The following is a 20191-nucleotide window of genomic DNA, read 5'->3' on the forward strand; positions in this document are numbered from 1 at the left end:
CCGGCGCGCACGGGCCGTGCGGCGGTGATCCGCGGCGGGGGCGGCTCAGGCGCGCCCCCGTCCGCGGCGCCGCGGCTCGCCCAGGGTGCCGCGCAACCGCTGGGCCCGGAGCACCAGTTCGAGTTCGAAGCGGCGGTCCGGGTCGTCGATCTCGGCGCCCCACAGTTCACGGATCTGGCGCAGGCGGTACCGCACCGTCTGCGGGTGGACGCCCAGACGCGCCGCCACCTCCGGTGCCCCGCCCCGGGTCTCCAGCCACGCCAGGAGCGTCTCCGCCAGTCTGCGGCCGTGCGTGGGGCCGCAGTGGGCCAGGGGGGCCAGCACGCGCAGGGCGAGGTCGTCGATCAGCTCCTCGGGCTGGAGCAGGACGAGCGCCTCGGTGTGCTCGGTGCAGTACAGGACCTCGCCCGCCGGAAGCAGCCCCCGCTCCATCAGCCGTACCGCCGCCTCCGCCCAGCGCAGCGACTTCGCGGCCTGCGCGAGCGGGACCGGCGGGCCGATCGCCCCGGCCCAGCCCGTCAGGGCGCGGTGCAGCAGCTCGGGGCGGCCGGCCGCGTCGGGTTCGGGCACGACCATCCGGGGCTGCTCGTACTCCATGTCGAGCAGCACCCCCTGCCCGACCGCGGGCGCCACCGCCTCTCGTGCCGGGCGCAGCAGCACGCCCACCGCGACGTTCTCGGGCAGCGGCCAGCCGATCCGGGCGGCGCGTTCGGTGAGCGCGTCGGCCGGGTCGCCCCGGTGGTGTTCGGCGAGCAGCAGTTCCATCAGGCGGCTCTGCAGGCGCAGTCGTTCACCGGCCTGGCGGGCGGCCGCCTCGGCGTAGCCGCGCACCGACTGGTCGACCAGTCCGTCCAGGTACTCGTAGCCCGCGTCCACCAGCTCGTACATCGCCGGCGGCGGGATCTCCACACGCTGGCCGATATCGGCGAAGCGGCGCCAGGCCAGCCGTACGCCCATGCGGTAGATCGCCTGTAGGGAGTCCAGGCTGCGGCCGTTGAGGCCCTCGCCCCGGCCGAACTCCTGGAAGACGCCGGGCGGTACGGTCGGGCGACCCGCCGAGTAGTCGGAGTTCTCCAGGTGCTGGACGAAGACCTCGATGGCGCGGCGGATGCCGATCAGGGCCATGGGCTCGCCCGACTCGTCCAGGACGACGGGCAGATGCGGGTACTCGCGGCGGATCTCCCGCATGATCTCTTCGGCGAGTTCGGGCGCCTCGGCCATCGCGATCGCCGCGAACCGGCGCACCTGGAGCCGGGGGACGTCGTGCCAGGCCGAGCGGGACGTGACGGTTGCCGGACGAGCGGGCACGGGTCAACTCCCCTGACCTGCTTGCTCGTACGTGATCATAGGTGTGTTCGGCTGGTCGGGCGTGACCTCGAGCAGCGCGACGACGCCGAGCGCGGCGCCCACGGCGAGGGCGGCGGCGAGCACGACGGTGAGTGTGGCGGCGAGCAGTCTGGGCATGGCAGGGTCAGCCTCTCTGTCCGGCCAAGCATCCGGACGTCGTACCCACCCGCCGTCCCACCCTGCCTGTGGGCCCCAGTGTCGACAAGACATTGACACTCCGTCAAGGGGCGCCTACGGTCCTCGGCCCATAGAGCGGCCCGAACTCCGTCATCTCACGCCCCTGGAGTGGCCCGGATGCGCCGTACAGCCTCACCACTTTCCCTGATTCTGCTGGGTCTCGGCACGTTTTTGCTGGTACTGGCGCCCTTGCTCGCGTGGTACGTGCAGCCACGGGCGGCCGTGAACCCGATCGACATCGACACCACCGCCGTCTACCGCGGCACGGGCGGCGTCTTCGACACCGAAGAGCTGGAAACCGTGCCTGACCAGCGGATCACCGTGACCCAACGGGTCCGGGCGAACGTGGCGGACAGCGAACGCAGCGGCAACGCCGTGTGGGACGTGACGACCACGGTCGACACCGACAAGTCGCTGCCCGCCGCGGACCCGCACGACGCGCTGGAATTCATCCCGCACCGCTGGGTGATGGACCGCAGGACCACAAAGCCCGTGCACTGCTGCGGGGAGAAGCCGTACATCGAGGGCGAGGCCTATCTGAAGTTCCCGTTCGACGTGCAGAAACGCTCCTACCAGTGGTGGGACAACTCCCTGGGATCCACGGTCACCATGCGCTACCGGGGTACCGAGAAGGTCCAGGGGTACACGGGTTACCGGTTCACCGGCTCTGTGCCGCCGTCGAAGGTGGGCACCCGGCTGGTGCCGGGCGCCATCGTCGACCAGCCCGGACGGCCGCAGGTGCTGGCCGAGGAGTGGTACTCCAACCACGGCATCGAGCTGGTCGTCGACCAGGCCACCGGCCGGGTGATCTACGCGCAGACGGGCCCCAAGCGCACCCTGCGGGCGCCCGGCGAGAAGCAGGACGCGGTGGTGCTGCTGGACAGCCGGAAGATCGCCTTCACCACCGACACGCAGAAGGAGGCGGTGCGGCAGGCCGACCGGGACAGCGGCCAACTGCGCGCGGTGGGCAGGACCTTGCCGATCGGCGCGGCCGTGGCCGGATTCGTCCTGGCGGTCCTGGGAGGCGTTTTGGTGGCCCGGGGACGTCAGCGCCCCGAATCCCCGCAAGCTCCCGATACCTCCCGGGTTCCGGTCACGATGTGACGTGACGTCAGCTCTAACAAAGCCGGAAATTGTCACCTCGGTGAGTAGCCGTGACGAACGGGTGGGCGAAAACTGTCCACCCCACCCGAACACAGACCGTCCACACCCACCTCGCAGGAACCCCTGGAACACCCCACAGGAACAAACCCTCATCCCCCACGCTCAGTTCCGCACCCTGAGACGAGTTGGAGCACCCATGCCCCAGCACGTACCGTCCTCTCCCCCGTGCTCGGCCACGTCCGAGCAGGGGGACTCCCCTGGCGTCCCGGTCCCCCGGGCGTCACAGCACCCCTCGGCGCTCCCCCCACCTCCGCGCCGTATCGTCTTCCTCGCCCATCGAGATCTGGACAACCCGGCCGCCGGCGGCTCCGAGCTGCTGGTCGACCGCCTCGCCGACGGACTGACCCGGCTCGGTCACCAGGTGACCCTGCTGTGCGGAGGGCCTGCCTCCTACCGGGACTACCGGGTCGTGTCGGCGGGCGGTGAGTTCGGCCACTACCTGCGCGCCCGGTCGGCCTTCGCCCGTCAGGTCGGCGACTGCGACCTGCTGGTCGAGGTCTGCAACGGGATGCCGTACCTGGCACCCCTGTGGCACCGCGGCCCCACGCTGTGCCTGGTCAACCACGTCCACACGGACCTGTGGAAGATGCGGTTCGGCGGGCCTTTGACGCCGGCCGCCCGGATCGGCCGGAGGCTCGAACACTGGGCGCTGGCCGGTGCCGCCCAGCACCGGGGCCTGCTGGTCGCCGTCTCCCCCTCCACCGCCCATGCCCTGCGCGCGATCGGCGTCGAACGCGACCGCATCCGGGTCGTGCACAACGGGGTGGAGGAGCCGGGTCCGCGCGCCGACCGTTCGCCCGAGCCCCTGTTCGTCGCGGTGGGCCGGCTCGTCGAGTACAAGCGGATCGATCTGCTGCTGCGGCTGTGGGAACGGGTGCGCCCGGTCACCGGCGGCCGGCTGCTGATCGTCGGTGACGGACCCGAACGTGCGCGGCTGGAGCAACTCGCCGGTCCCGGCGTGGAGTTCACCGGTCATGTGTCCGAGGCGGAAAAGCACCGCCTGCTGTGCGCGGCCTGGCTGCTGGTGCATCCCTCCGCGGTGGAGGGCTGGGGCCTGGTGGTCACCGAGGCCGCCGCGCGCGAGACCCCGTCGATCGCCTTCGACGTCCCCGGCCTGCGCGATTCGGTCGTGGACGGAGAGACCGGCGTCCTCGCGGCCGGTGAGTCGTCCTTCGCGGCGGCCTGGTGCACGCTCGCCCTGTCGGGACACCGCAGGGAACTGATGGGCAAGGCGGCCCGCGACCGGGCGGCACGCTACCGCTGGGACCAGACGGTGCGGCAGTTCCGGGCGGTGGCCGCGGAAGCGGTACGGGGTTGGGAGCCGTGACACCTGGTCGCCGTGCGGGGAAACCCGTCTCGCGCGTGCCGGTCGTTCGCGGCTGGTCGCGCCGTTCCCCGCGTCCCTTTCGGGGCGCCCCGGCGCAAGGGGGGATGAAGGACCCCTCTTTCCGGCGCTCCCTCGCCCTCTTCCGCGCCTTCCTGCACGAGCAGGACGACCCGGACGCCTGCTACTCACTGCTCGCCCGGGACGCCGTCGACCAGGTCGAGGCCTACGACGGTCCGGTGTCGGGCCGTACGGTGGTGGACGTCGGCGGCGGCAGCGGCCACTTCACCGAGGAGTTCCGCCGCCGCGGCGCCCACGCCCACCTCTTCGAACCGGACGCGGGCGAGCTGGGCGACAAGCCCCCCGAGGGGACCGTGATCGCCGACGGCTACCTGCTGCCGCTGTACGACGGGATCGCGGACGTCACCTTCTCCTCCAACGTGCTGGAGCACGTGGCCGATCCGCAGACCTTCATCAGCGAGCTGGTGCGGGTGACCCGGCCGGGCGGCCTCATCTACCTGTCGTTCACCAACTGGCTGTCCCCGTGGGGCGGTCACGAGTGGGCGCCCTGGCACTACCTGGGCGCCGAACGGGCTCGCGCCCGCTATCGGCGCCGTACCGGAAAGGCCGCCAAGCACACTCTCGGCGAGAACCTGTTCGCCGTGCACATCGGCCCGACCCTGCGGCAGGTGCGCGCCCGTGACGACGTCCAGGTCGTCTCGGCGCGTTCCCGCTACTGGCCCTTCCTCGCGGAGACCGTCGTCAGAGCACCCGGGATCCGCGAGGTGGCCACCTGGAACCTTCTCCTCATCCTCCGGCGGTCTTCACGATGACGACGTCCACGGTCCAGGCTCCTCCTCCGGCAGCCGTTCCCACCACCGCGATCATGTCGGGCCCGCCCGAGGGCCCGAGGTCACGGCGCTGGCTGCTGGGGTTCTGGGCCGTGGTGTTCGTGCTGTTCCTGGCGGTGCGGCCGGGCCGCCAGACCTTCGACACCAAGCTCGGCGTCACCACGGACCCCGGCCGGTTCCTGGCCGACCTGGGCCAGTTGTGGCACGACCAGGGCTCCTTCGGCGGTATCGCGGACCAGTACGTCGGCTATGTCTGGCCGATGCTGCCGTTCTACTGGCTGGGCCACGCGGTGCAGTTGCCGGTGTGGCTGGTGGAGCGGCTGTGGATGTCGCTGATCGTGTCGGTCGCCTTCTGGGGCGCGCTGCGGCTGGCCGAACGGCTGCGCATCGGCACCGGCGCGTCCCGGCTGCTCGCCGCCGCCGCGTACGCCCTGTGGCCGGTGTTCACCATCGTCATCGGCTCCACGTCGGCGGCGGCGCTGCCCGGCGCGTTCCTGCCCTGGGTGCTGCTGCCGCTGGCCGACGAGCGCTACACCGCCCGGATCGCCGCCCTGCGCTCGGTGCTGATGGTGCCGTTCATGGGCGGAGTCAACGCGACCTCCACCCTCGCCGCCCTGGTCCCGGCCGGCCTCTACCTGCTCTCGCGGCCACCCGGTCCCCGACAGCGCAAGCTGATCGCCTGGTGGGCACCGGGCGTCCTGCTGGCGACGGCCTGGTGGTGGATCCCGCTGCTGCTGCTCGGCGCCTACGGCGAGAACTTCCTGCCGTACGTGGAGAGTTCGCAGACGACGACCGAGACGATGTCGGCGACGGAGGCCCTGCGCGGCGGCGGTAACTGGGTCGCCTATCTGCACCTGGTGGAGGCCTGGATCCCGGCGGGCTGGACGGTCGCCTCCTCGGTGGTCGTCATCCTCTGCTCGGCGCTGGCGGCCGGGACCGGGCTCGCCGGGCTGGCCCGGCGGGACATGCCGGAGCGCCGCTGGCTGGTGCTGACCGCGCTGACGACGACGCTGGTGCTGCTGGCCGGATACGGCGGCCCGTTCGGCGCCCCCTTCCACGGTGCGGTGCAGGACTGGCTGGACGGCGGCCTGGCGCCCTTCCGCAACATCTACAAGTTCCAGGTGGGGCTCGCCCTCGCGCTGGTGCTGGGCATCGCCCATCTGGTGGGCCTGGCCGCCGAGCGGCGCGGGGTCCGCCAGGTCCGGGGCCGCCGGTTCGCCCCGCTGATCGCGGCGGTGCTGATCCTGCCCGGCCTGCTGTGGCCGTACCTGAACGGCTCGATCCTGAACCCGGGTTCCTTCCAGGCGCTCCCCAAGTACTGGCAGTCCACGGCCGACTGGCTGGAGAAGTACTCCCCCGACTCGCGTGCCCTGGTCGTCCCGGCGACCGCGCACGGCGTCTACACCTGGGGCTCCCCCATCGACCAGCCCCTCGACGTGCTCGCCGACTCCCGCTGGGCGCAGCGCGACTACGTCCCCTTCGGCACCCCCGGCAACCGGCGCGCGATGGACGCGGTGGAGCAGGCGCTGCTGACCGGCGGCGAGGTCCCGGGCCTGGCCGACTACCTGAGCCGGGCGGGCGTCTACTACGTGGTCGTCCGCAACGACCTCGACCCCGACCAGATCGGCAACGTGCCGACGTCGACGGTGAAGCGGACCCTGGAGCAGTCCGGGTACGAGCGGGTGACGGGCCTCGGCCCGCTCATGACCGGCGGCGTGATCCAGCCCGACACCCCGCTCCAGGTGGAGGGTCTGTACGCGAGGCAGCGGGCGGTGGAGATCTACCGTCCGGCCGGTGCCGAGGTGCCGCGTCCCGGCCAGGCCGGGCTGACACCGGTCGCCGACACCGCGCGGGTCTCCGGCGGGCCGGAGTCGCTGCTGCCGCTGGCGGGCGAGCTGCGCGGCCGGGCGACCGTGCTGACCGGCGACAACCATCCCGGGCTCGGCACCCCGCCGCTCCAGATCGTCGGTGACGGCCTGCGCCGCGCGGACACCCGCTTCGGGCTGGTCAACGCGAACACGTCGTACACCTACACCCGTGACGAGCGCAACGCGTCCGGTGCCGCCCAGGACGCCGGCGAGAAGCCGCACCAGATCCTGCCGACGACGGGCCTGGACCACCAGACGGTCGCCGAACTGCGCGGCGCCCGCTCGGTCACCGCGTCCTCGTACGGCAACTGGCTGTTCCACCTGCCCCAGCTGGACCCGGTGAACGCCTTCGACGGCAACCCGGACACCGCGTGGACGGAGGGCGCCGCGGGCTCTCCCGACGGACAGTGGCTGCGGATCGCCTTCTCGGACGACGAGTTCGACATGCCGTCGTCCTTCAAGGTCACGCCGCTGCCGCAGGAGAGCGTGCGATCCGCGCCGACCCGGGTGCGGGTGGAGACGGAGCGGGGATCGGTGAGCAGCTTCCTGCGCCCCGACGGCTCGACGCAGACCGTCAAGGCGCCCGCCGGGGCGACCGGTTGGATGAAGCTGACGATCACCGACTCGGTGGCCCGGCGGGCGGGTCTGGCGGGCGCCGGGTTCGCGGAGATCGGCCTGCCGGACGTCCAGGTGACCCGGCTGCTCCGGCTGCCCACGGACGCCGACGGCACGGACGCGACCGCCGAGGTCATCTCCCTGCACCGGCCCGCCGACCCGGCCGGCTTCTCCCCCACGGGCACGGAGGCGGGCCTGCACCGCCGCTTCACGACGGCCGCGGCGGGGACGTACGAGGTGAAGGCGAGCGCGGTCCCGGTGGCCGGTGAGGCGCTCGACCGGATGCTGTACGAGGTCGCGCCGGACCAGCGCGAACGCATCACGGCGACCGCCGACTCCACGGCGATGCTGGGCGCCGGCCTGTCGGCGCGCAACCTCACCGACGGCGACCTGACCACGGCGTGGATCGCGGGCGACCGCCCGACCATCCACCTGAGCTGGACCGGGAAACAGCCGATCGACGAGATCGTCCTGGCCGGCGCGGGAGGACTGTCCAGCCGTCCCACCGAGGTGGACATCAGCTCGCCCGACGGGGCCGCGATCGCCGCGGTCGACGAGAACGGGGCGGTCCGCTTCCCGTCCATCACCACGGACCGGCTGGACATCACGATCACCAAGACGGCCCCGATGACCCTGCACAACCCGGTCGCCGACGAGGACCTGCAACTGCCGGTCGGCCTCACCGAGGCGTACCTCCCGGCCCTCGACACCTACCGCACGCCCCAGCCGGAGCCGTCCCGGACCTTCTCGCTGCCGTGCGGCCAGGGACCGGTCGTGGCGGTGGACGGGGAGCTGTACCGGACGAGCGTGGAGGGGCAGGTCCGGGACCTGACCGAGCGGCGCCCGGTGGACGTCACCCTCTGCGGGCCGGACGGCGAGGACACCCGGCTGGAGCTGGCGGCGGGCTCGCACCGGGTCGAGGGCGGGGACGCCGGACCCCTGGCGCTCACCGATGTCACGCTGACCCGCGGCACGGTGACCGAGCCCGCCTCCGCCGCCCGTGACCTGCGGGTACGGGACTGGCTGGGCGACCGGCGGGAGCTGACGGTCGGCTCCGGGGCGGCGTCCTACGTGACGACGTACGAGAACTACAACGAGGGCTGGCGGGCCACCCTGAACGGCGAGGAGCTGACGCCGGTCCGGCTGGACGGCTGGCAGCAGGGCTGGCGGATCCCGGCGGGCGCGGGCGGCGATGTGAAGCTGTCGTACGAGCCCGCGACCACGTACGACGCCGGACTGATCGGCAGCGGAGTGGCGCTGGCCGCCCTGCTGGGGCTGGCCCTGTGGCGCCGTACCGCCCCCAACCCGGACGACCCCCAGCCGCTTCCGCCGCCGCCCGGCCTGTGGCTCGGCACGGTCGCGCTCACCCTGGTGGGGATCGTGATCGCCGGGTGGTTCGCGCTGCTGGTCCCGGCGCTGGCGTTCCTCGCACACCGGCGGCCCGCGCTCCTCGTCCCGATCGCCTTCGCCGCCCTCGCGGGCGCGGGGATCGCGGCGGCGACCGGGGCCGGTGAACCGACCGGCGCGGAGCAGGGGGCATTCGGCCCGGCGGCCCAACTGCTGGCGCTGATCGGCCTGTTCGCGGCGCTGGTGAGCGTACGCGAGCCGAGTGAGCCGGCTGTGGACGCGCCACCGCGGGGTGAGCCACCGGTGCGGTCCGAGGCGCCGACCCAGCAACTGCCGCCGGTCCAGGTCGAGAAGGGGAGGGCCGAACCGACATGACCGCACCCATGCGCATCCCGTTCCCGGTGGTGGACGAGGTGTCCCGGCACTGTCTCCAGGAGGAGGAACCGGAGACGGTCCACATCGAGGTCCACCTGCCGGGACACCTGGATCCGGGGCGCCTGCGCAAGGCGTTCACGGAGGCGCTGCACCGGCATCCCCGCGTGCTGATGCGGGAGGCGCCGGGGCCGTGGTACCGCCGCCGCTACGAGTGGGAGCTGACGGCGGAGCCGGACGTGGAGGTGGTGAGCTTCCCGGCACCGGGGCGGGACGCGCTGCGGGACGCCCGGACCCGGGCCCTGATGCGGACACCGCCGCTGTCGCTGTCGCCGCCGATCCGGGTGGAGGTGGTGGAAGGGGCGGGCCGGGCGGAGGGCAGCGAGGCGACCGACGGAGTCGGCGTCGCCGGCCCGGCCACGCGCGGCCGCACCGCCGGGCCGGGGTCCGCCCCCGCAGCGGCCGGCGGCGCCCCCGCGTCCGCCGTGGCCACGGACCCTCGTACCGCCGGGCCGGCCGCCGGGCCGCAGCGGACGGCATCCCGCACCGGCCGCGGCACCGGCACGGTCCTGTTCCTCACCATCAACCACACCGCCCTCGACGGGCCCGCCTGCCTCCGCGTCCTCGCCACGGCCGCGGAGCTGTACGGCGGCAAGGACAACGCCCCCGCGACCCCTCCGGTACGTCCGCCGGAGCCCCCTCCGGACCAGCCCCCCGCCCCCTCCACCTGGGCCAGGCCGGCCCGCGTGGCCCCGGGCGCCCCCGAGCCCTCCCCCGGCAACGGTCTGCTCGTCACCGAGCTGCCCCTCCCCCACCGTCCCAAGGGCTCCCCGTACACCGTGAACGACCAGCTCATGGTCACCACGGCGCTGACCCTCGCCCACTGGAACCGGGAGCACGGCGCCCGCCCCCGCCCCCTGCGCATCACCATGCCCGTCGACGACCGTCCGCGGGACAGCACGATGCCCATCGGCAACGGCACCCGTCTCGTCGAAGTCCCGTTCGCGCCGGAGGAGTTGAGCGGTGCCTCGACCGCCGGGATGGACGCGCTCCTGCACCGCACGGCGACCCGCACCCGCGCCCTCAAGTCCCTCCCGCGCCCCCAGCTCGGCCACGGCGCCTCCCTCCTCACCGCCCCGGTCACCCCCGTGGCCTGGCGTGCCGCGCTCACCCGGGGGCTGCGCAGGGCCGCCGCGCCCTGGACGTCGACGACCCTGCTCAGCAACATCGGCCGCATCCCGTACCCGCTGGACTTCGGCGAGGAGGCCGGCCGCGCGCACGCCGTCTGGTTCTCCGCGCCCGCCCGGATGCCCCGCGGCCTGACCGTCACCACCGCCTCCACCGCCGGCCGCCTCCACCTGGCCCTGCGCTGGTCACGGTCGCTGCTCGGCCACGGCGACGGAGCCCACCTCCGCGACCTCTTCGAGCACTACCTGCACACCACGGAGGTCGGCGCATGACCACCACGGCACAGCAACCCCCCAAGGATCTGCGGGACTTCTACGAGAACCCGGCCGTCCCCGTCGCCTCCGGCCCCTCCCGCTCGCTGCGCCAGGCCCGCATGCTGGCCGGCGCCCTCGGCCCGGCCACCGGCACCGGAACCCCCCGCACCGTCCTCGACATCGGCTGCGGCGACGGCACCGCCGCGGCCACCGCCGCCCCCCTGCTGACCGGCCACCGCGTCATCGGCGTCGACTGGTCCCAGGACGCCCTCAAGCGCGCCCGCGCCCACCTGACGTGCCCGATCCGCGGCGAACTCACCGGTGCCGGGCTCCCGTTCGCCGCCGGGGCCGCCGACGCCGTGCTGTTCAGCGAGGTGATCGAGCATCTCGTCGACCCGGACGCCGCGCTCGACGAGATCCGCCGCGTGCTGCGCCCGGGCGGCCACCTCATGCTGTCCACCCCGAACCTGGCCGCCTGGTACAACCGCGCCCTGCTGCTGGCGGGGGTCCAGCCGGTGTTCTCGGAGGTCAGTCTGCGGGCCATCCACGGCAGGCCGGGAAAGGAGGTCGTCGGTCATCTGCGGCTCTACACCCCGCGCGCCCTGCGGGAGTTCGTCGCCGCCGCCGGCTTCGAGGTCGTCCGCCTCGAAGGTGCCCCGTTCCACGGCGTGCCGCGTCCGCTGCGTCCACTGGACCGGCTGGCCTGCGCCAGCCCGTCCCTCGCGTCGATCCTGCTGCTGCACGCGCGAAAGACGTAGGGGGCGGCGATGTGGTGGGGAGTAGCCGCGGCCCTGCTGGCCAACGTCCTCTACAGCACCGGATTCGTCCTGGAGAAACGCGCGCTGGCGACCTTGCCGGAAGTCAGCATCCGGCAGCCCGTCCGGCTGCTCGGGCTGGTGCTGCGCAGTCCGCTGTGGATCGGCGGGTCGCTGTCGCTCGCCGCCGGGTTCGGCGCGCAGCTCGCCGTGTACCGCACCCTGCCGATCGCCGCCGCGCAGGGCATCTTCGTCTCCGGGCTGGTGCTGCTGGTGCTGCTGTCCGCCCGGCTGCTCGGCGAGGAGACCACCGGGCGCGAGCGGTACGCGCTGGGCGCGATCCTGCTCGCGCTGCTGATGGTCGTGCTGTCGCTGCGGGAGGACTCCGACCCCGTCAGCCGGGAGGCTCCGTACCCGCTGGTGCTGCTGGTGTGCGTGCCGGCGCTGGCGGCGGGCGTGGGGCTGTACAACGCGGCCGAGCGCCGGGCCCGGCACCGGCACCGGGCGCCGACCACGGGCGTGGAGTACGGCGTCGCGGTGGGCCTGCTGTACGGGGTCAGCTCGCTGGCCATCAAGGGGATGTCGGGCTATCTCACGACGAGCGGGTTCGGGGACGCGGTCCTCGGCCTGCTCCGCTCCCCGTACCCCTATCTCCTGCTGTTCACCGGCGCGTTCGGCCTGGTCATGTCGCAGGCGGCGCTACAGCGCTGCCGGGCCTCGCTGATCGTGCCGGTGTGCACGACCGTCACCTGTCTGTTCACCGCGGTGCTCGGCACGCTCTCGTTCGGCGAGGCGCTGCCGCAGGAACCGCTCCGGCTCGCACTGCGGCTCTCGGGCATCGTGCTCGCCGTCGCCGTACTGCTGAGCATGCCGAAACACGACCCGGCGCCCCGGCCCCCCGTCGGCGCCAAGGAGTTGACACCCCCATGAAACCTGATGATCCCCTGCTGAAGATCCTGGCGTGCCCCCTCGACAAGGGACCGCTGCACCTCGTGGCGCCGGACGGGCCGGCCCAGGAGGAGGTCCTCTACAACCCGCGCCTGCACCGCCGTTACCCGATCGTCGACGGCATTCCGCAGTTGCTGCCGTCCTCGGGGGAACAGGTGACGGACGACGAGCACGAGCACCTCATGAAGCGGACGGCCTCGTGACCGGCCCCACGCGCACGCTGGCGGCCCGTGTGGCCCCCCATCTCCCGCCCCGGCTGGTCGCCGCGGCGGCCAGAGCCGTGTACCCGCGCTTCGAACCGGAGCTGGCGCGGCTGGCCGACCTGTGCCCGGACCGCTGCGGCACGGCCGTGGACGTCGGCGGCTGGTACGGGCCCTGGACGCACCGGCTGTCCGCACGGGCCGACCAGGTGGTGACCGTCGAGCCGGTCCCCCATCTGGCGCGGCTGCTGACCTCGGGGGCCCCGGCGAACGTCCGGGTGATCCAGGCCGCCGCCTCGGACCGGCCGGGCACGGCCCGGCTGTGGCTGCCGCCGGACGACGCGGGCGACCGGGGGGTGTCGTCCCTGGTCCGGCGGGACATCCACGGTCAGGCGCTGGAGGTCTCGTGCATCACCCTCGACGAACTGGGGCTGCACGACGTCGGGTTCGTCAAGATCGACGTGGACGGCAACGAGCTGGCCGTGCTGCGCGGGGCGACCGCGCTGCTGGCCCGCGACCGGCCGGCCCTCTTCGTCGAGCTGGAGACCCGCATCCAGCCGATCAAGCCGGTACTGACATATCTGTCGACGCTCGGCTACGACGGCTGGGTGCTGCCCGGCGACACCTGGGTCCGGCTCACGGACTTCCCGCTGGAGTCCCACCAGTCGAAGGCCTCGTACGTCGCCGCGCACGGCCTGCTGCGCCGGGTTGTGCCTTTCCGCGACCGGCCCCGGTATGTCAACTCGGTCCTGTTCCTCCCCGACGGCCGCCGCCCGGGCGAGCCGCGGGTGGAGGACGATGGGTCCCATGCCTCCCGGAAAACGTCCGGCTAGCCCCTCGGCCGGCCCCTTCACCCCGCTCGACTTCCAGCTGGTGCTGCTGCGCCGCATGGCCGACCACAACGCCGACCTGGTCGAGGACGCCCGGCACGAGCTGGGCGTCTCGATCGCGGACATGCGCGAGGCCAACAAGCGGTGGCAGGCGATGGCACGCTCCCCGCACGCGCGGGCGGCGGCCTCCCGGTACCGCTCGGTCCTGGGCGAGCCGGAGGCGGTCCTCACCCGTCAGGTCGGCGACCTGGCCTGCGAGGCCCGCCTCTGGCCCGTCCCCCTCTGGCCCGGCCTCCGCTTCGAGGTCCTCCTCGCCCCGAACGGCGCCGTCTGGAACGAGTGGCTGATCCGCGCCCCCGGAGCCGAGGGCCCCGCGCTCCGCACCCTGGACGACCTCACCCCCTGGTCCTGCACGGTCGACGAGGCCGCCCAGGCCTTCCCCCCGGTCCGCCCTCTCCAGGGCTCGGCCCCCACCCGCTGGGGCCTGGCCTTCACCGCCCCGGACGGCGAGGGTGTACGCCGTGAATGCGTCGCGGAGTTCACCTGGGGCCTGCTGCAACGCGTGGCGGTCGTCGGCACACCGGCCGGCGGTTAGGCACCGGCGGGCCCGCCGGGGGCACGCGGCACGACCCCTGTCGAGGGCGGGGGCGCGACGCCCGCCCGGGACGACGCCCCGGCCCGATCAGCGGGCCGCGGCCAGGATCGCCGCCACGACGGCGGACACCGACCCCGGGTGCAGGAACAGGAACAGGTTCGGCTCGACCAGCTCCAGCTCCATCACCCGAGGGTTCCCGTCCTCCCCGTCCACGAGGTCGACCCGGGCGTACAGCAGTTCGGGCGCCTCGGGTACGGCGGCCAGGGCGCGCCCGGCGACGGAGAGTTCGGCCGGGGAGGGGCTCCACGGCTCCAGTCCCGGGTGGGCGACCTTGTCCGCGTCGAAGGCGGTGCCGGGCGCGAGGACGGCCCGCTTGCGACTGGCGTGCAGCAGCCGCCCCCCGAAGAACTGCAGCGCCCGCTCCCCCCGCACGTCTATGCCCTTCATGTACGGCTGCACCATCGCGGTGAGCCCCTCCTCGTGCATCCGCGCGAGGTGTCGTACGGCCTTCTCGTGCTGCTCGGGCGTGTAGCGCGCGGCATAGCGGGCGCCCGCGCCGGAGGTGGGCTTGACGACGTACTCGCGGTCGTCGGGCAGGTCGGCGGGGTCGCCGGGCGCGAGGTACCGGGTGGGGACGACCGGCACGCCGGCCGCCGCGAGCTCCCCGAGGTACCGCTTGTCGGTGTTCCACCGCACGACGCCGGCCGGGTTCGCCAGCCGGGTGGCCGCGGCGCAGCGCTCCGCCCACGCCAGGAACTCGGCCGCGCGCCAGCTGTAGTCCCAGGTGGACCGGATGACGGCGAGGTCGTAGGCGCCCCAGTCGGCCCCGGCGTCGTCCCAGAACACGGCGTCCGCCTCGGCCCCTGCCGCGCGCAGCGCCTCCAGCAGGACAGGCAGATCGGTGTCCTTGCTGGTCTCGGGCCGGGGGTCGTAGGTGACGAGGGCGACTCGGGACACGACGGGCTCCTTCTCGAACGGCTCGGCTCGGCTTGTATCGGCTCGGATCGGCTCGCCTCGGCTGGGTTCGGCTTGGATCGGATCGGCTCGGCTCGGCTCGGCTTGGCTTGGCTCGGCTTGGATCGGCCTGTATCGGATCGGCTCGCAGGCTGACCGGCGCCCGGACGACCGCTGTCCGCCGCCCCGCGCCCTCCCCGCCGCTACCCCTGCTCCCCTGGCTCCCCCGGCTCCCCCGGCTCCCAGTCCAGCAGCCGTACCTTCGCCACGGTGCGGACATGGCGGCGCATCGCCGTGGCCGCCTGCCGGGGCTGCCGGGCGGCGATGGCGTCCAGGATGGCCTGGTGCTGGGAGAGGGAACGGGCCGGGCGGCCGGGCTGGCGCAGGGACTCGGTGCGGCTCTCGGCGATCTGGCCGGCGATGGAGCGCATGAACTCGGCGAGCAGACTGCTGTGCGCCGCCGCCGTCACGGCCGCGTGGAACAGGCGGTCGCCCTCGGCACCGGGACCGTTCTCCTCGATCTCCCCGGCCATGTGCGCGAGCGCGGCCCGCATCGCGGCCAGGTCGTCCTCGGTGCGGCGCTCGGCGGCCAGTTCGGCGAGCTTCGTCTCCAGGGCCTCCCGGGCCTCCAGGACGTCGGGGAGGCGCCGGCGGCGCTCGACCATCTTCTCCACCGGCTCGACGTCCAGGCTGTCGCGGACCAGATACGTGCCGCCGCCGTGCCGCGCCTCCACCAGGCCCTGCACCTCCAGGACCACGATCGCCTGCTTGACCGAGGCCCGGCTGACACCCAGCCGCTGCGCCAGGTCACGTTCCGGCGGGAGGCGGTCGCCGGCCTTCAGGCCGCCCTCGGTGACGTACTGGCGCAGCCGGTCCAGCACCTGTTCGTACAGGCGCTGTCTCGTCATGGGGCGCAGGGCGTCGGTCACGTGGTCCCCCTCTCGCCGGGAGCGTAACACCGGGCTCGGCGGTGGCCGAGTGGCTGAACCAGTTTCCGCGCGACCCCTTGACGCGGACCCGGCGCGCGCCCACGCTGACCGATCAACGACCCGCAAGTGGTTCAGCCACTCGGCCACTTGCCCCGCCCCCGCGCAACGCTCCGGGACCCAGAGACGGGAGCCGCATGTCCCCCGAACTCATCTCGATCCTCGTCCTCGTCGTGGTCTTCGTCATCGCCACCACCCGTTCCGTCAACATGGGCGCGCTCGCCTTCGCCGCCGCCTTCGCGGTCGGTGAGCTCGTCGCCGACCTCGACGCGGACGGCATCTTCGCCGGCTTCCCCGGCGACCTGTTCGTCGTCCTGGTCGGTGTCACCTACCTGTTCGCCATCGCGCGGGCAAACGGCACCACGGACTGGCTGGTGCACGCGGCCGTCCGGCTGGTCCGGGGCCGGGTGGCGCTGATCCCGTGGGTGATGTTCTTCCTCACCGGCGCGCTCACCGGGATCGGCGCGGTCAGCCCGGCCGCGGTCGCGATCGTCGCGCCGATCGCCCTGAGCTTCGCCACCCGCTACGGGATCAGTCCGCTGCTGATGGGGGCGATGGTGGTGCACGGGGCACAGGGCGGCGGCTTCTCCCCGATCAGCATCTACGGCACGATCGTGAACGGCATCGTCGAGCGCGAGAAGCTCCCGGGCAGCGAGATCACCCTCTTCCTCGCGTCCCTGTTCGCCAACCTCGTCATCGCCGCCTTCGTGTACGTCCTCTTCGGCGGACGCAAGCTGTGGGCGCGGGGAACCGTGACGGCGGACGAGGCAACCGGGCGGGGCGACGCCCCCGGCGAGGGCGGCCGTCCCGACGGCGGTCCGGGCACCCGTCCCGCCTCCACCGTCACCGCCACCACCACGGCCTTGGAGGCCCGCCCCGACGCCCTCGACGCCCCCGCCGCTCCCGGCACCACCCGCCTCACCCCCGCCCGCATCGCCACCCTGGCCTCCCTGGTCGCCCTCGTCGTCGCCGTCCTCGTCCTCGACCTGGACGCCGGGCTCACCGCGATCACCCTGGCCGCCGTGCTCAGCACCGTCTGGCCGCAGGACAGCCGCGCGGCGGTCGGCCAGATCGCCTGGTCGACGGTGCTGCTGATCTGCGGTGTCCTGACGTACGTCGGGGTCCTGGACGAGATGGGCACCATCGCCTGGGCCGGCGAGGGCGTCGGCGGCATCGGCGTCCCGCTGCTGGCCGCCGTCCTGCTCTGCTACATCGGCGCGCTCGTGTCCGCGTTCGCCTCCTCGGTCGGGATCATGGGCGCTCTGATCCCGCTGGCCGTGCCCTTCCTCGCGCAGGGCGAGATCGGCGCGGTCGGCATGGTGGCCGCGCTCGCCGTGTCGGCGACGGTCGTGGACGTCAGCCCGTTCTCGACGAACGGCGCGCTGGTCCTGGCCGCGGCGCCGGAAGCCGAACGCGAGCGTTTCTTCAGGCAGCTGATGGTGTACGGAGGCATGGTGGTCGCGGTGGTCCCCGCGGCGGTGTGGCTGGTGATGGTCGTGCCGGGCTGGGGGTAGGCCGACGGACGGCAACAGACAGCGCCAGACGAACAGTTAAGGAGTACGAGCGTGTCCTCTCTCTTCCCTGCTCTCACCGAAGGCCCGGACGGGCGGCCCGCGCTGCGGTTCGGCGACCGGTCCCTGACGTACGCGGAGCTCGCCGCGGCGGCGGGCGCGCTGGCGGGCCGGATCGCGGGTCACGCCCGCGTGGCCGTCTGGGCCGGCCCGACCCTGGAGACCGCCGTCGCGGTGCCCGCGGCGCTGGCGGCCGGTGTCGCCGCCGTGCCGCTGAACCCGAAGTCCGGGGAGAAGGAGCTCGGGCACATCCTGAGCGACAGCGCGCCCACGCTGGTGCTGGCCGCACCGGGTGACGAACTGCCGCCCGTCCTGCGGGAGGTGGAGCGGGTCGACGTCGACGTGCACGCCACCGGCCGGCTCCCCGACGAACGCTCGGACGACGAGGACCCCGCCCTCGTGGTGTACACCTCCGGCACCACCGGCCCGCCCAAGGGCGCCGTGCTCCCCCGCCGGGCGATCGCCACGACCCTGGACGCGCTGGCCGACGCCTGGGGGTGGACCGGCGACGACGTCCTCGTGCACGGGCTGCCGCTGTTCCATGTGCACGGCCTGGTGCTCGGTGTGCTCGGTCCGCTGCGGCGCGGCGGATCCCTGCGCCACCTCGGCCGGTTCAGCACCGAGGGCGTGACGCGTGAGCTGAACGAGGGCGCCACCATGCTGTTCGGCGTCCCGACGATGTACCACCGGATCGCGGAGACACTGCCCGGCGACCCCGCACTGGCCAAGGCGCTCGGTCGGGCACGGCTGCTCGTCTCCGGCTCCGCCGCACTGCCGGTGCACGACCACGAGCGGATCACGGCCACGACCGGACAGCGCGTCGTCGAGCGGTACGGCATGACGGAGACGCTCATGAACACGAGTGTCCGCGCGGACGGCGAGCCGCGCGCCGGCACGGTCGGCGTCCCGCTGCCGGGGGTCGAGTTGCGGCTGGTGGAGGAGGACGGCTCGCCGATCACGGCGTACGACGGCGAGACGGTGGGCGAGATCCAGGTGCGCGGCCCCCACCTGTTCACCGAGTACCTCAACCGCCCCGACGCCACGGCCGCCGCCTTCACCGCCGACGGCTGGTTCCGCACCGGGGACATGGCGGTGCGCGACCCCGACGGCTACGTCCGCATCGTCGGCCGCAAGGCCACCGACCTGATCAAGAGCGGCGGTTACAAGATCGGCGCCGGGGAGATCGAGAACGCGCTGCTGGAGCACCCGGGCGTCCGGGAGGCCGCGGTCACCGGGGAACCGGACCCCGACCTGGGCGAGCGGGTCGTGGCCTGGGTGGTCCCCGCGGACCCGCAGTCGCCGCCCTCGGCAGCCGAGTTGGCCGACCACGTCGCGAGCCGTCTCGCCCCGCACAAACGTCCTCGCGTCGTGCACCACCTCGACGTCCTGCCCCGCAACGACATGGGCAAGATCATGAAGCGAGCGCTGAGCCATGACTGAGCGCGCGAGCGCCCGCGAGGTGCTGGCCCTCGTCACCGACGACGGCACCTTCGCCGAACTCCCGTACCCGGCCCGGGACTCCGGCCCCGACGGCCCCCTCGTCTGGCAGGGCTACGACGCCGCACGCGCCCGCGCCGCCGAGCGCACCGGCGAGCAGGAGTCCGTCGTCTGCGGCACCGCGCGCGTCGAGTCCACCCCCGCGGTACTGATCGCGTTCGAGTTCGGCTTCCTCGGCGGCTCGCTCGGCGAACGCACCGGCGACCGGCTGGAGGCGGCGTACACGTACGCCCGCGAGCACCGGCTGCCGGTGGTCCCGCTGATCGCCACCGGCGGCAGCCGCATGCAGGAGGGCATGCTCGCCCTCACCCAACTCCAGCGGGTGGCACGGCAGTCGGCGCTCACCCGGGAGGCGGGGCTGCCGCAGGTCGCGGTGGCGCGGGACCCGACGACGGGCGGCGGCTGGGCCACGCTGGGCGCGGGCGCCGATGTCGTCCTCGCCCTGCCCGGCGCCCAGATCGGCTTCGCGGGTTCCCGGGTCCGCCCGCCGGACGCGGACCCGGCCGCCTACACGGCCGAGGCACAGGTGGCGGCGGGCTCGGCCGACGCGGTCGTACCGCCGCGGGAGCTGCGCCGCACGCTGGGCCGGTGGCTGCGCCTGCTGACGGCGCCGTCGGACGACCCCGCGCCGGTCCCCGCGCCGCTCGGCGCGACCGACCTCCCGGCCACCGGCTGGGCCGCGGTGCACCGCGCCCGCTCCCCCGAACGCCCGCGCGCCGCAGACTACTTGGACGCCTACTTCAGCCACCGCCTGCCGGTCAGCGGCGACCGCTGCGGCGGCACCGACCCCGAGGGCATGCTGTGCGGCTTCGGTGAACACGGGGGCCGTACGGTCGCGTACGCCGCGCAGACCGGAGCGGCGACCCGCCCCGCCGGCTACCGCACCGCCGCCCGCCTGATCCGCCTCGCGGACCGGCTCGGCATCCCGGTGCTCACCCTGGTGGACACACCCGGCGCGGCCAACGACGCCGAGGCCGAACGGCAGGGCGCGGGCGCGGCCATCGCGGACCTGTTCGGCGCGGTGGCCGCCGCCCGCACCCCGATCACCACGCTGCTGATCGGCGAGGGCGGCTCCGGCGGCGCCCTCGCCCTGGCCGCCCCCGGCAACACCTGGGCCACCCCGGACAGCTACTTCTCCGTCATCGCCCCCGAACTGGCGGCCGCGATCCTGAAACGCCCTCCGGAGGAGGCCGAGCCGACGGCGGACCAACTCCGCATCCGTCCGCAGGACTTGGCGGACCTGGGAGTGGTGCGCACCGGGAACCGGCCGGCTGCGGGAACGGGGGCCTGACGGAAACCCCCATTCAGCCGCACCCCACCCGGCCCACCACAACACGCGCCCCCTCCC

Annotated in this window: 17 protein-coding genes; 13 read left to right on the plus strand and 4 right to left on the minus strand. The window is 73.8% G+C overall.

Annotated features, from left to right (window positions below):
• Positions 1 to 45: 45 nt before the first annotated feature.
• Positions 46 to 1308, minus strand: coding sequence for a PucR family transcriptional regulator (locus QQS16_RS15100; protein ID WP_286062191.1), 1263 nt, complete (start codon positions 1306 to 1308; stop codon positions 46 to 48).
• Between the two features lie 3 nt (positions 1309 to 1311).
• Positions 1312 to 1464, minus strand: a complete 153-nt coding sequence (locus QQS16_RS15105) for a hypothetical protein (RefSeq protein ID WP_286062192.1) — start codon at positions 1462 to 1464, stop codon at positions 1312 to 1314.
• Between the two features lie 177 nt (positions 1465 to 1641).
• Here QQS16_RS15105 and pgfA point away from each other — a divergent pair, with 177 nt between their 5' ends.
• The 10 genes from pgfA to QQS16_RS15155 all read left to right on the plus strand — a co-directional run bounded on the left by pgfA (position 1642) and on the right by QQS16_RS15155 (position 13835).
• Positions 1642 to 2628: a cell envelope lipid trafficking protein PgfA gene (gene pgfA, locus QQS16_RS15110; protein ID WP_286062194.1), complete on the plus strand. Its 987-nt coding sequence runs from the start codon at positions 1642 to 1644 to the stop codon at positions 2626 to 2628.
• Positions 2629 to 2824: 196 nt separating this feature from the next.
• Complete coding sequence (locus QQS16_RS15115) at positions 2825 to 4015, plus strand: glycosyltransferase family 4 protein (protein WP_286062195.1); 1191 nt, start codon at positions 2825 to 2827, stop codon at positions 4013 to 4015.
• Between the two features lie 104 nt (positions 4016 to 4119).
• Positions 4120 to 4845, plus strand: a complete 726-nt coding sequence (locus tag QQS16_RS15120; RefSeq protein ID WP_286062196.1) for a class I SAM-dependent methyltransferase — start codon at positions 4120 to 4122, stop codon at positions 4843 to 4845.
• The gene (locus QQS16_RS15125; protein ID WP_286062197.1) at positions 4842 to 9068 is read left to right on the plus strand and encodes a DUF3367 domain-containing protein; all 4227 of its coding nucleotides are present in this window, start codon (positions 4842 to 4844) and stop codon (positions 9066 to 9068) included. Before QQS16_RS15120 ends, QQS16_RS15125 begins: the two co-directional genes overlap by 4 nt.
• Positions 9065 to 10525 carry a condensation protein gene (locus QQS16_RS15130; RefSeq protein WP_286062198.1) on the plus strand — a complete coding sequence of 487 codons (1461 nt, stop codon included), beginning with the start codon at positions 9065 to 9067 and terminating at the stop codon, positions 10523 to 10525. Before QQS16_RS15125 ends, QQS16_RS15130 begins: the two co-directional genes overlap by 4 nt.
• Positions 10522 to 11265 carry a class I SAM-dependent methyltransferase gene (locus tag QQS16_RS15135; RefSeq protein ID WP_286062199.1) on the plus strand — a complete coding sequence of 248 codons (744 nt, stop codon included), beginning with the start codon at positions 10522 to 10524 and terminating at the stop codon, positions 11263 to 11265. Before QQS16_RS15130 ends, QQS16_RS15135 begins: the two co-directional genes overlap by 4 nt.
• A gap of 9 nt (positions 11266 to 11274) precedes the next feature.
• Positions 11275 to 12192 (plus strand): hypothetical protein, encoded by a 918-nt coding sequence (locus tag QQS16_RS15140; protein ID WP_286062200.1) that lies wholly within the window; start codon positions 11275 to 11277, stop codon positions 12190 to 12192.
• Entirely contained in the window at positions 12189 to 12413 is a 225-nt protein-coding gene (locus QQS16_RS15145; RefSeq protein ID WP_286062201.1) for a Trm112 family protein, read from the plus strand. Before QQS16_RS15140 ends, QQS16_RS15145 begins: the two co-directional genes overlap by 4 nt.
• On the plus strand, positions 12410 to 13243 hold the full coding sequence (locus tag QQS16_RS15150) for an FkbM family methyltransferase (protein ID WP_286062203.1): 834 nt from the start codon (positions 12410 to 12412) through the stop codon (positions 13241 to 13243). Before QQS16_RS15145 ends, QQS16_RS15150 begins: the two co-directional genes overlap by 4 nt.
• Positions 13209 to 13835, plus strand: coding sequence for a hypothetical protein (locus QQS16_RS15155; RefSeq protein ID WP_286062204.1), 627 nt, complete (start codon positions 13209 to 13211; stop codon positions 13833 to 13835). Before QQS16_RS15150 ends, QQS16_RS15155 begins: the two co-directional genes overlap by 35 nt.
• Before the next feature lie 87 nt (positions 13836 to 13922).
• On the opposite strand, the gene QQS16_RS15160 is transcribed toward QQS16_RS15155, so the two are convergent.
• Positions 13923 to 14792 (minus strand): ATP-grasp domain-containing protein, encoded by an 870-nt coding sequence (locus tag QQS16_RS15160; protein ID WP_286062205.1) that lies wholly within the window; start codon positions 14790 to 14792, stop codon positions 13923 to 13925.
• A gap of 200 nt (positions 14793 to 14992) precedes the next feature.
• Positions 14993 to 15718, minus strand: a complete 726-nt coding sequence (locus QQS16_RS15165; RefSeq protein ID WP_286062206.1) for a FadR/GntR family transcriptional regulator — start codon at positions 15716 to 15718, stop codon at positions 14993 to 14995.
• A 194-nt stretch (positions 15719 to 15912) separates the two neighbouring features.
• On the opposite strand from QQS16_RS15165, the gene QQS16_RS15170 reads away from it, so the two are divergent.
• From QQS16_RS15170 to QQS16_RS15180, 3 genes are read left to right on the plus strand one after another with little or no spacing between them, the layout of a single operon-like run.
• Complete coding sequence (locus QQS16_RS15170; protein ID WP_286062207.1) at positions 15913 to 17289, plus strand: SLC13 family permease; 1377 nt, start codon at positions 15913 to 15915, stop codon at positions 17287 to 17289.
• 51 nt (positions 17290 to 17340) lie between these two features.
• Positions 17341 to 18786 carry an acyl-CoA synthetase gene (locus QQS16_RS15175; protein WP_286062208.1) on the plus strand — a complete coding sequence of 482 codons (1446 nt, stop codon included), beginning with the start codon at positions 17341 to 17343 and terminating at the stop codon, positions 18784 to 18786.
• The gene (locus tag QQS16_RS15180) at positions 18779 to 20134 is read left to right on the plus strand and encodes a carboxyl transferase domain-containing protein (protein ID WP_286062209.1); all 1356 of its coding nucleotides are present in this window, start codon (positions 18779 to 18781) and stop codon (positions 20132 to 20134) included. Before QQS16_RS15175 ends, QQS16_RS15180 begins: the two co-directional genes overlap by 8 nt.
• Positions 20135 to 20191 lie beyond the last annotated feature (57 nt).

It is taken from the genome of Streptomyces sp. ALI-76-A (assembly GCF_030287445.1).
Lineage (GTDB): Bacteria > Actinomycetota > Actinomycetes > Streptomycetales > Streptomycetaceae > Streptomyces.

Excerpts from the sequence above, each read along its gene's own strand:
- QQS16_RS15135 (WP_286062199.1), top strand. The coding sequence starts at position 10,522 with ATGACCACCACGGCACAGCAACCCCCCAAGGATCTGCGGGACTTCTAC.
- QQS16_RS15130 (WP_286062198.1), top strand. The coding sequence starts at position 9,065 with ATGACCGCACCCATGCGCATCCCGTTCCCGGTGGTGGACGAGGTGTCC.
- QQS16_RS15120 (WP_286062196.1), top strand. The coding sequence starts at position 4,120 with ATGAAGGACCCCTCTTTCCGGCGCTCCCTCGCCCTCTTCCGCGCCTTC.
- QQS16_RS15140 (WP_286062200.1), top strand. The coding sequence starts at position 11,275 with ATGTGGTGGGGAGTAGCCGCGGCCCTGCTGGCCAACGTCCTCTACAGC.
- pgfA (WP_286062194.1), top strand. The coding sequence starts at position 1,642 with ATGCGCCGTACAGCCTCACCACTTTCCCTGATTCTGCTGGGTCTCGGC.
- QQS16_RS15170 (WP_286062207.1), top strand. The coding sequence starts at position 15,913 with ATGTCCCCCGAACTCATCTCGATCCTCGTCCTCGTCGTGGTCTTCGTC.
- QQS16_RS15125 (WP_286062197.1), top strand. The coding sequence starts at position 4,842 with ATGACGACGTCCACGGTCCAGGCTCCTCCTCCGGCAGCCGTTCCCACC.
- QQS16_RS15145 (WP_286062201.1), top strand. The coding sequence starts at position 12,189 with ATGAAACCTGATGATCCCCTGCTGAAGATCCTGGCGTGCCCCCTCGAC.
- QQS16_RS15180 (WP_286062209.1), top strand. The coding sequence starts at position 18,779 with ATGACTGAGCGCGCGAGCGCCCGCGAGGTGCTGGCCCTCGTCACCGAC.
- QQS16_RS15155 (WP_286062204.1), top strand. The coding sequence starts at position 13,209 with ATGGGTCCCATGCCTCCCGGAAAACGTCCGGCTAGCCCCTCGGCCGGC.
- QQS16_RS15105 (WP_286062192.1), bottom strand. The coding sequence starts at position 1,464 with ATGCCCAGACTGCTCGCCGCCACACTCACCGTCGTGCTCGCCGCCGCC.
- QQS16_RS15115 (WP_286062195.1), top strand. The coding sequence starts at position 2,825 with ATGCCCCAGCACGTACCGTCCTCTCCCCCGTGCTCGGCCACGTCCGAG.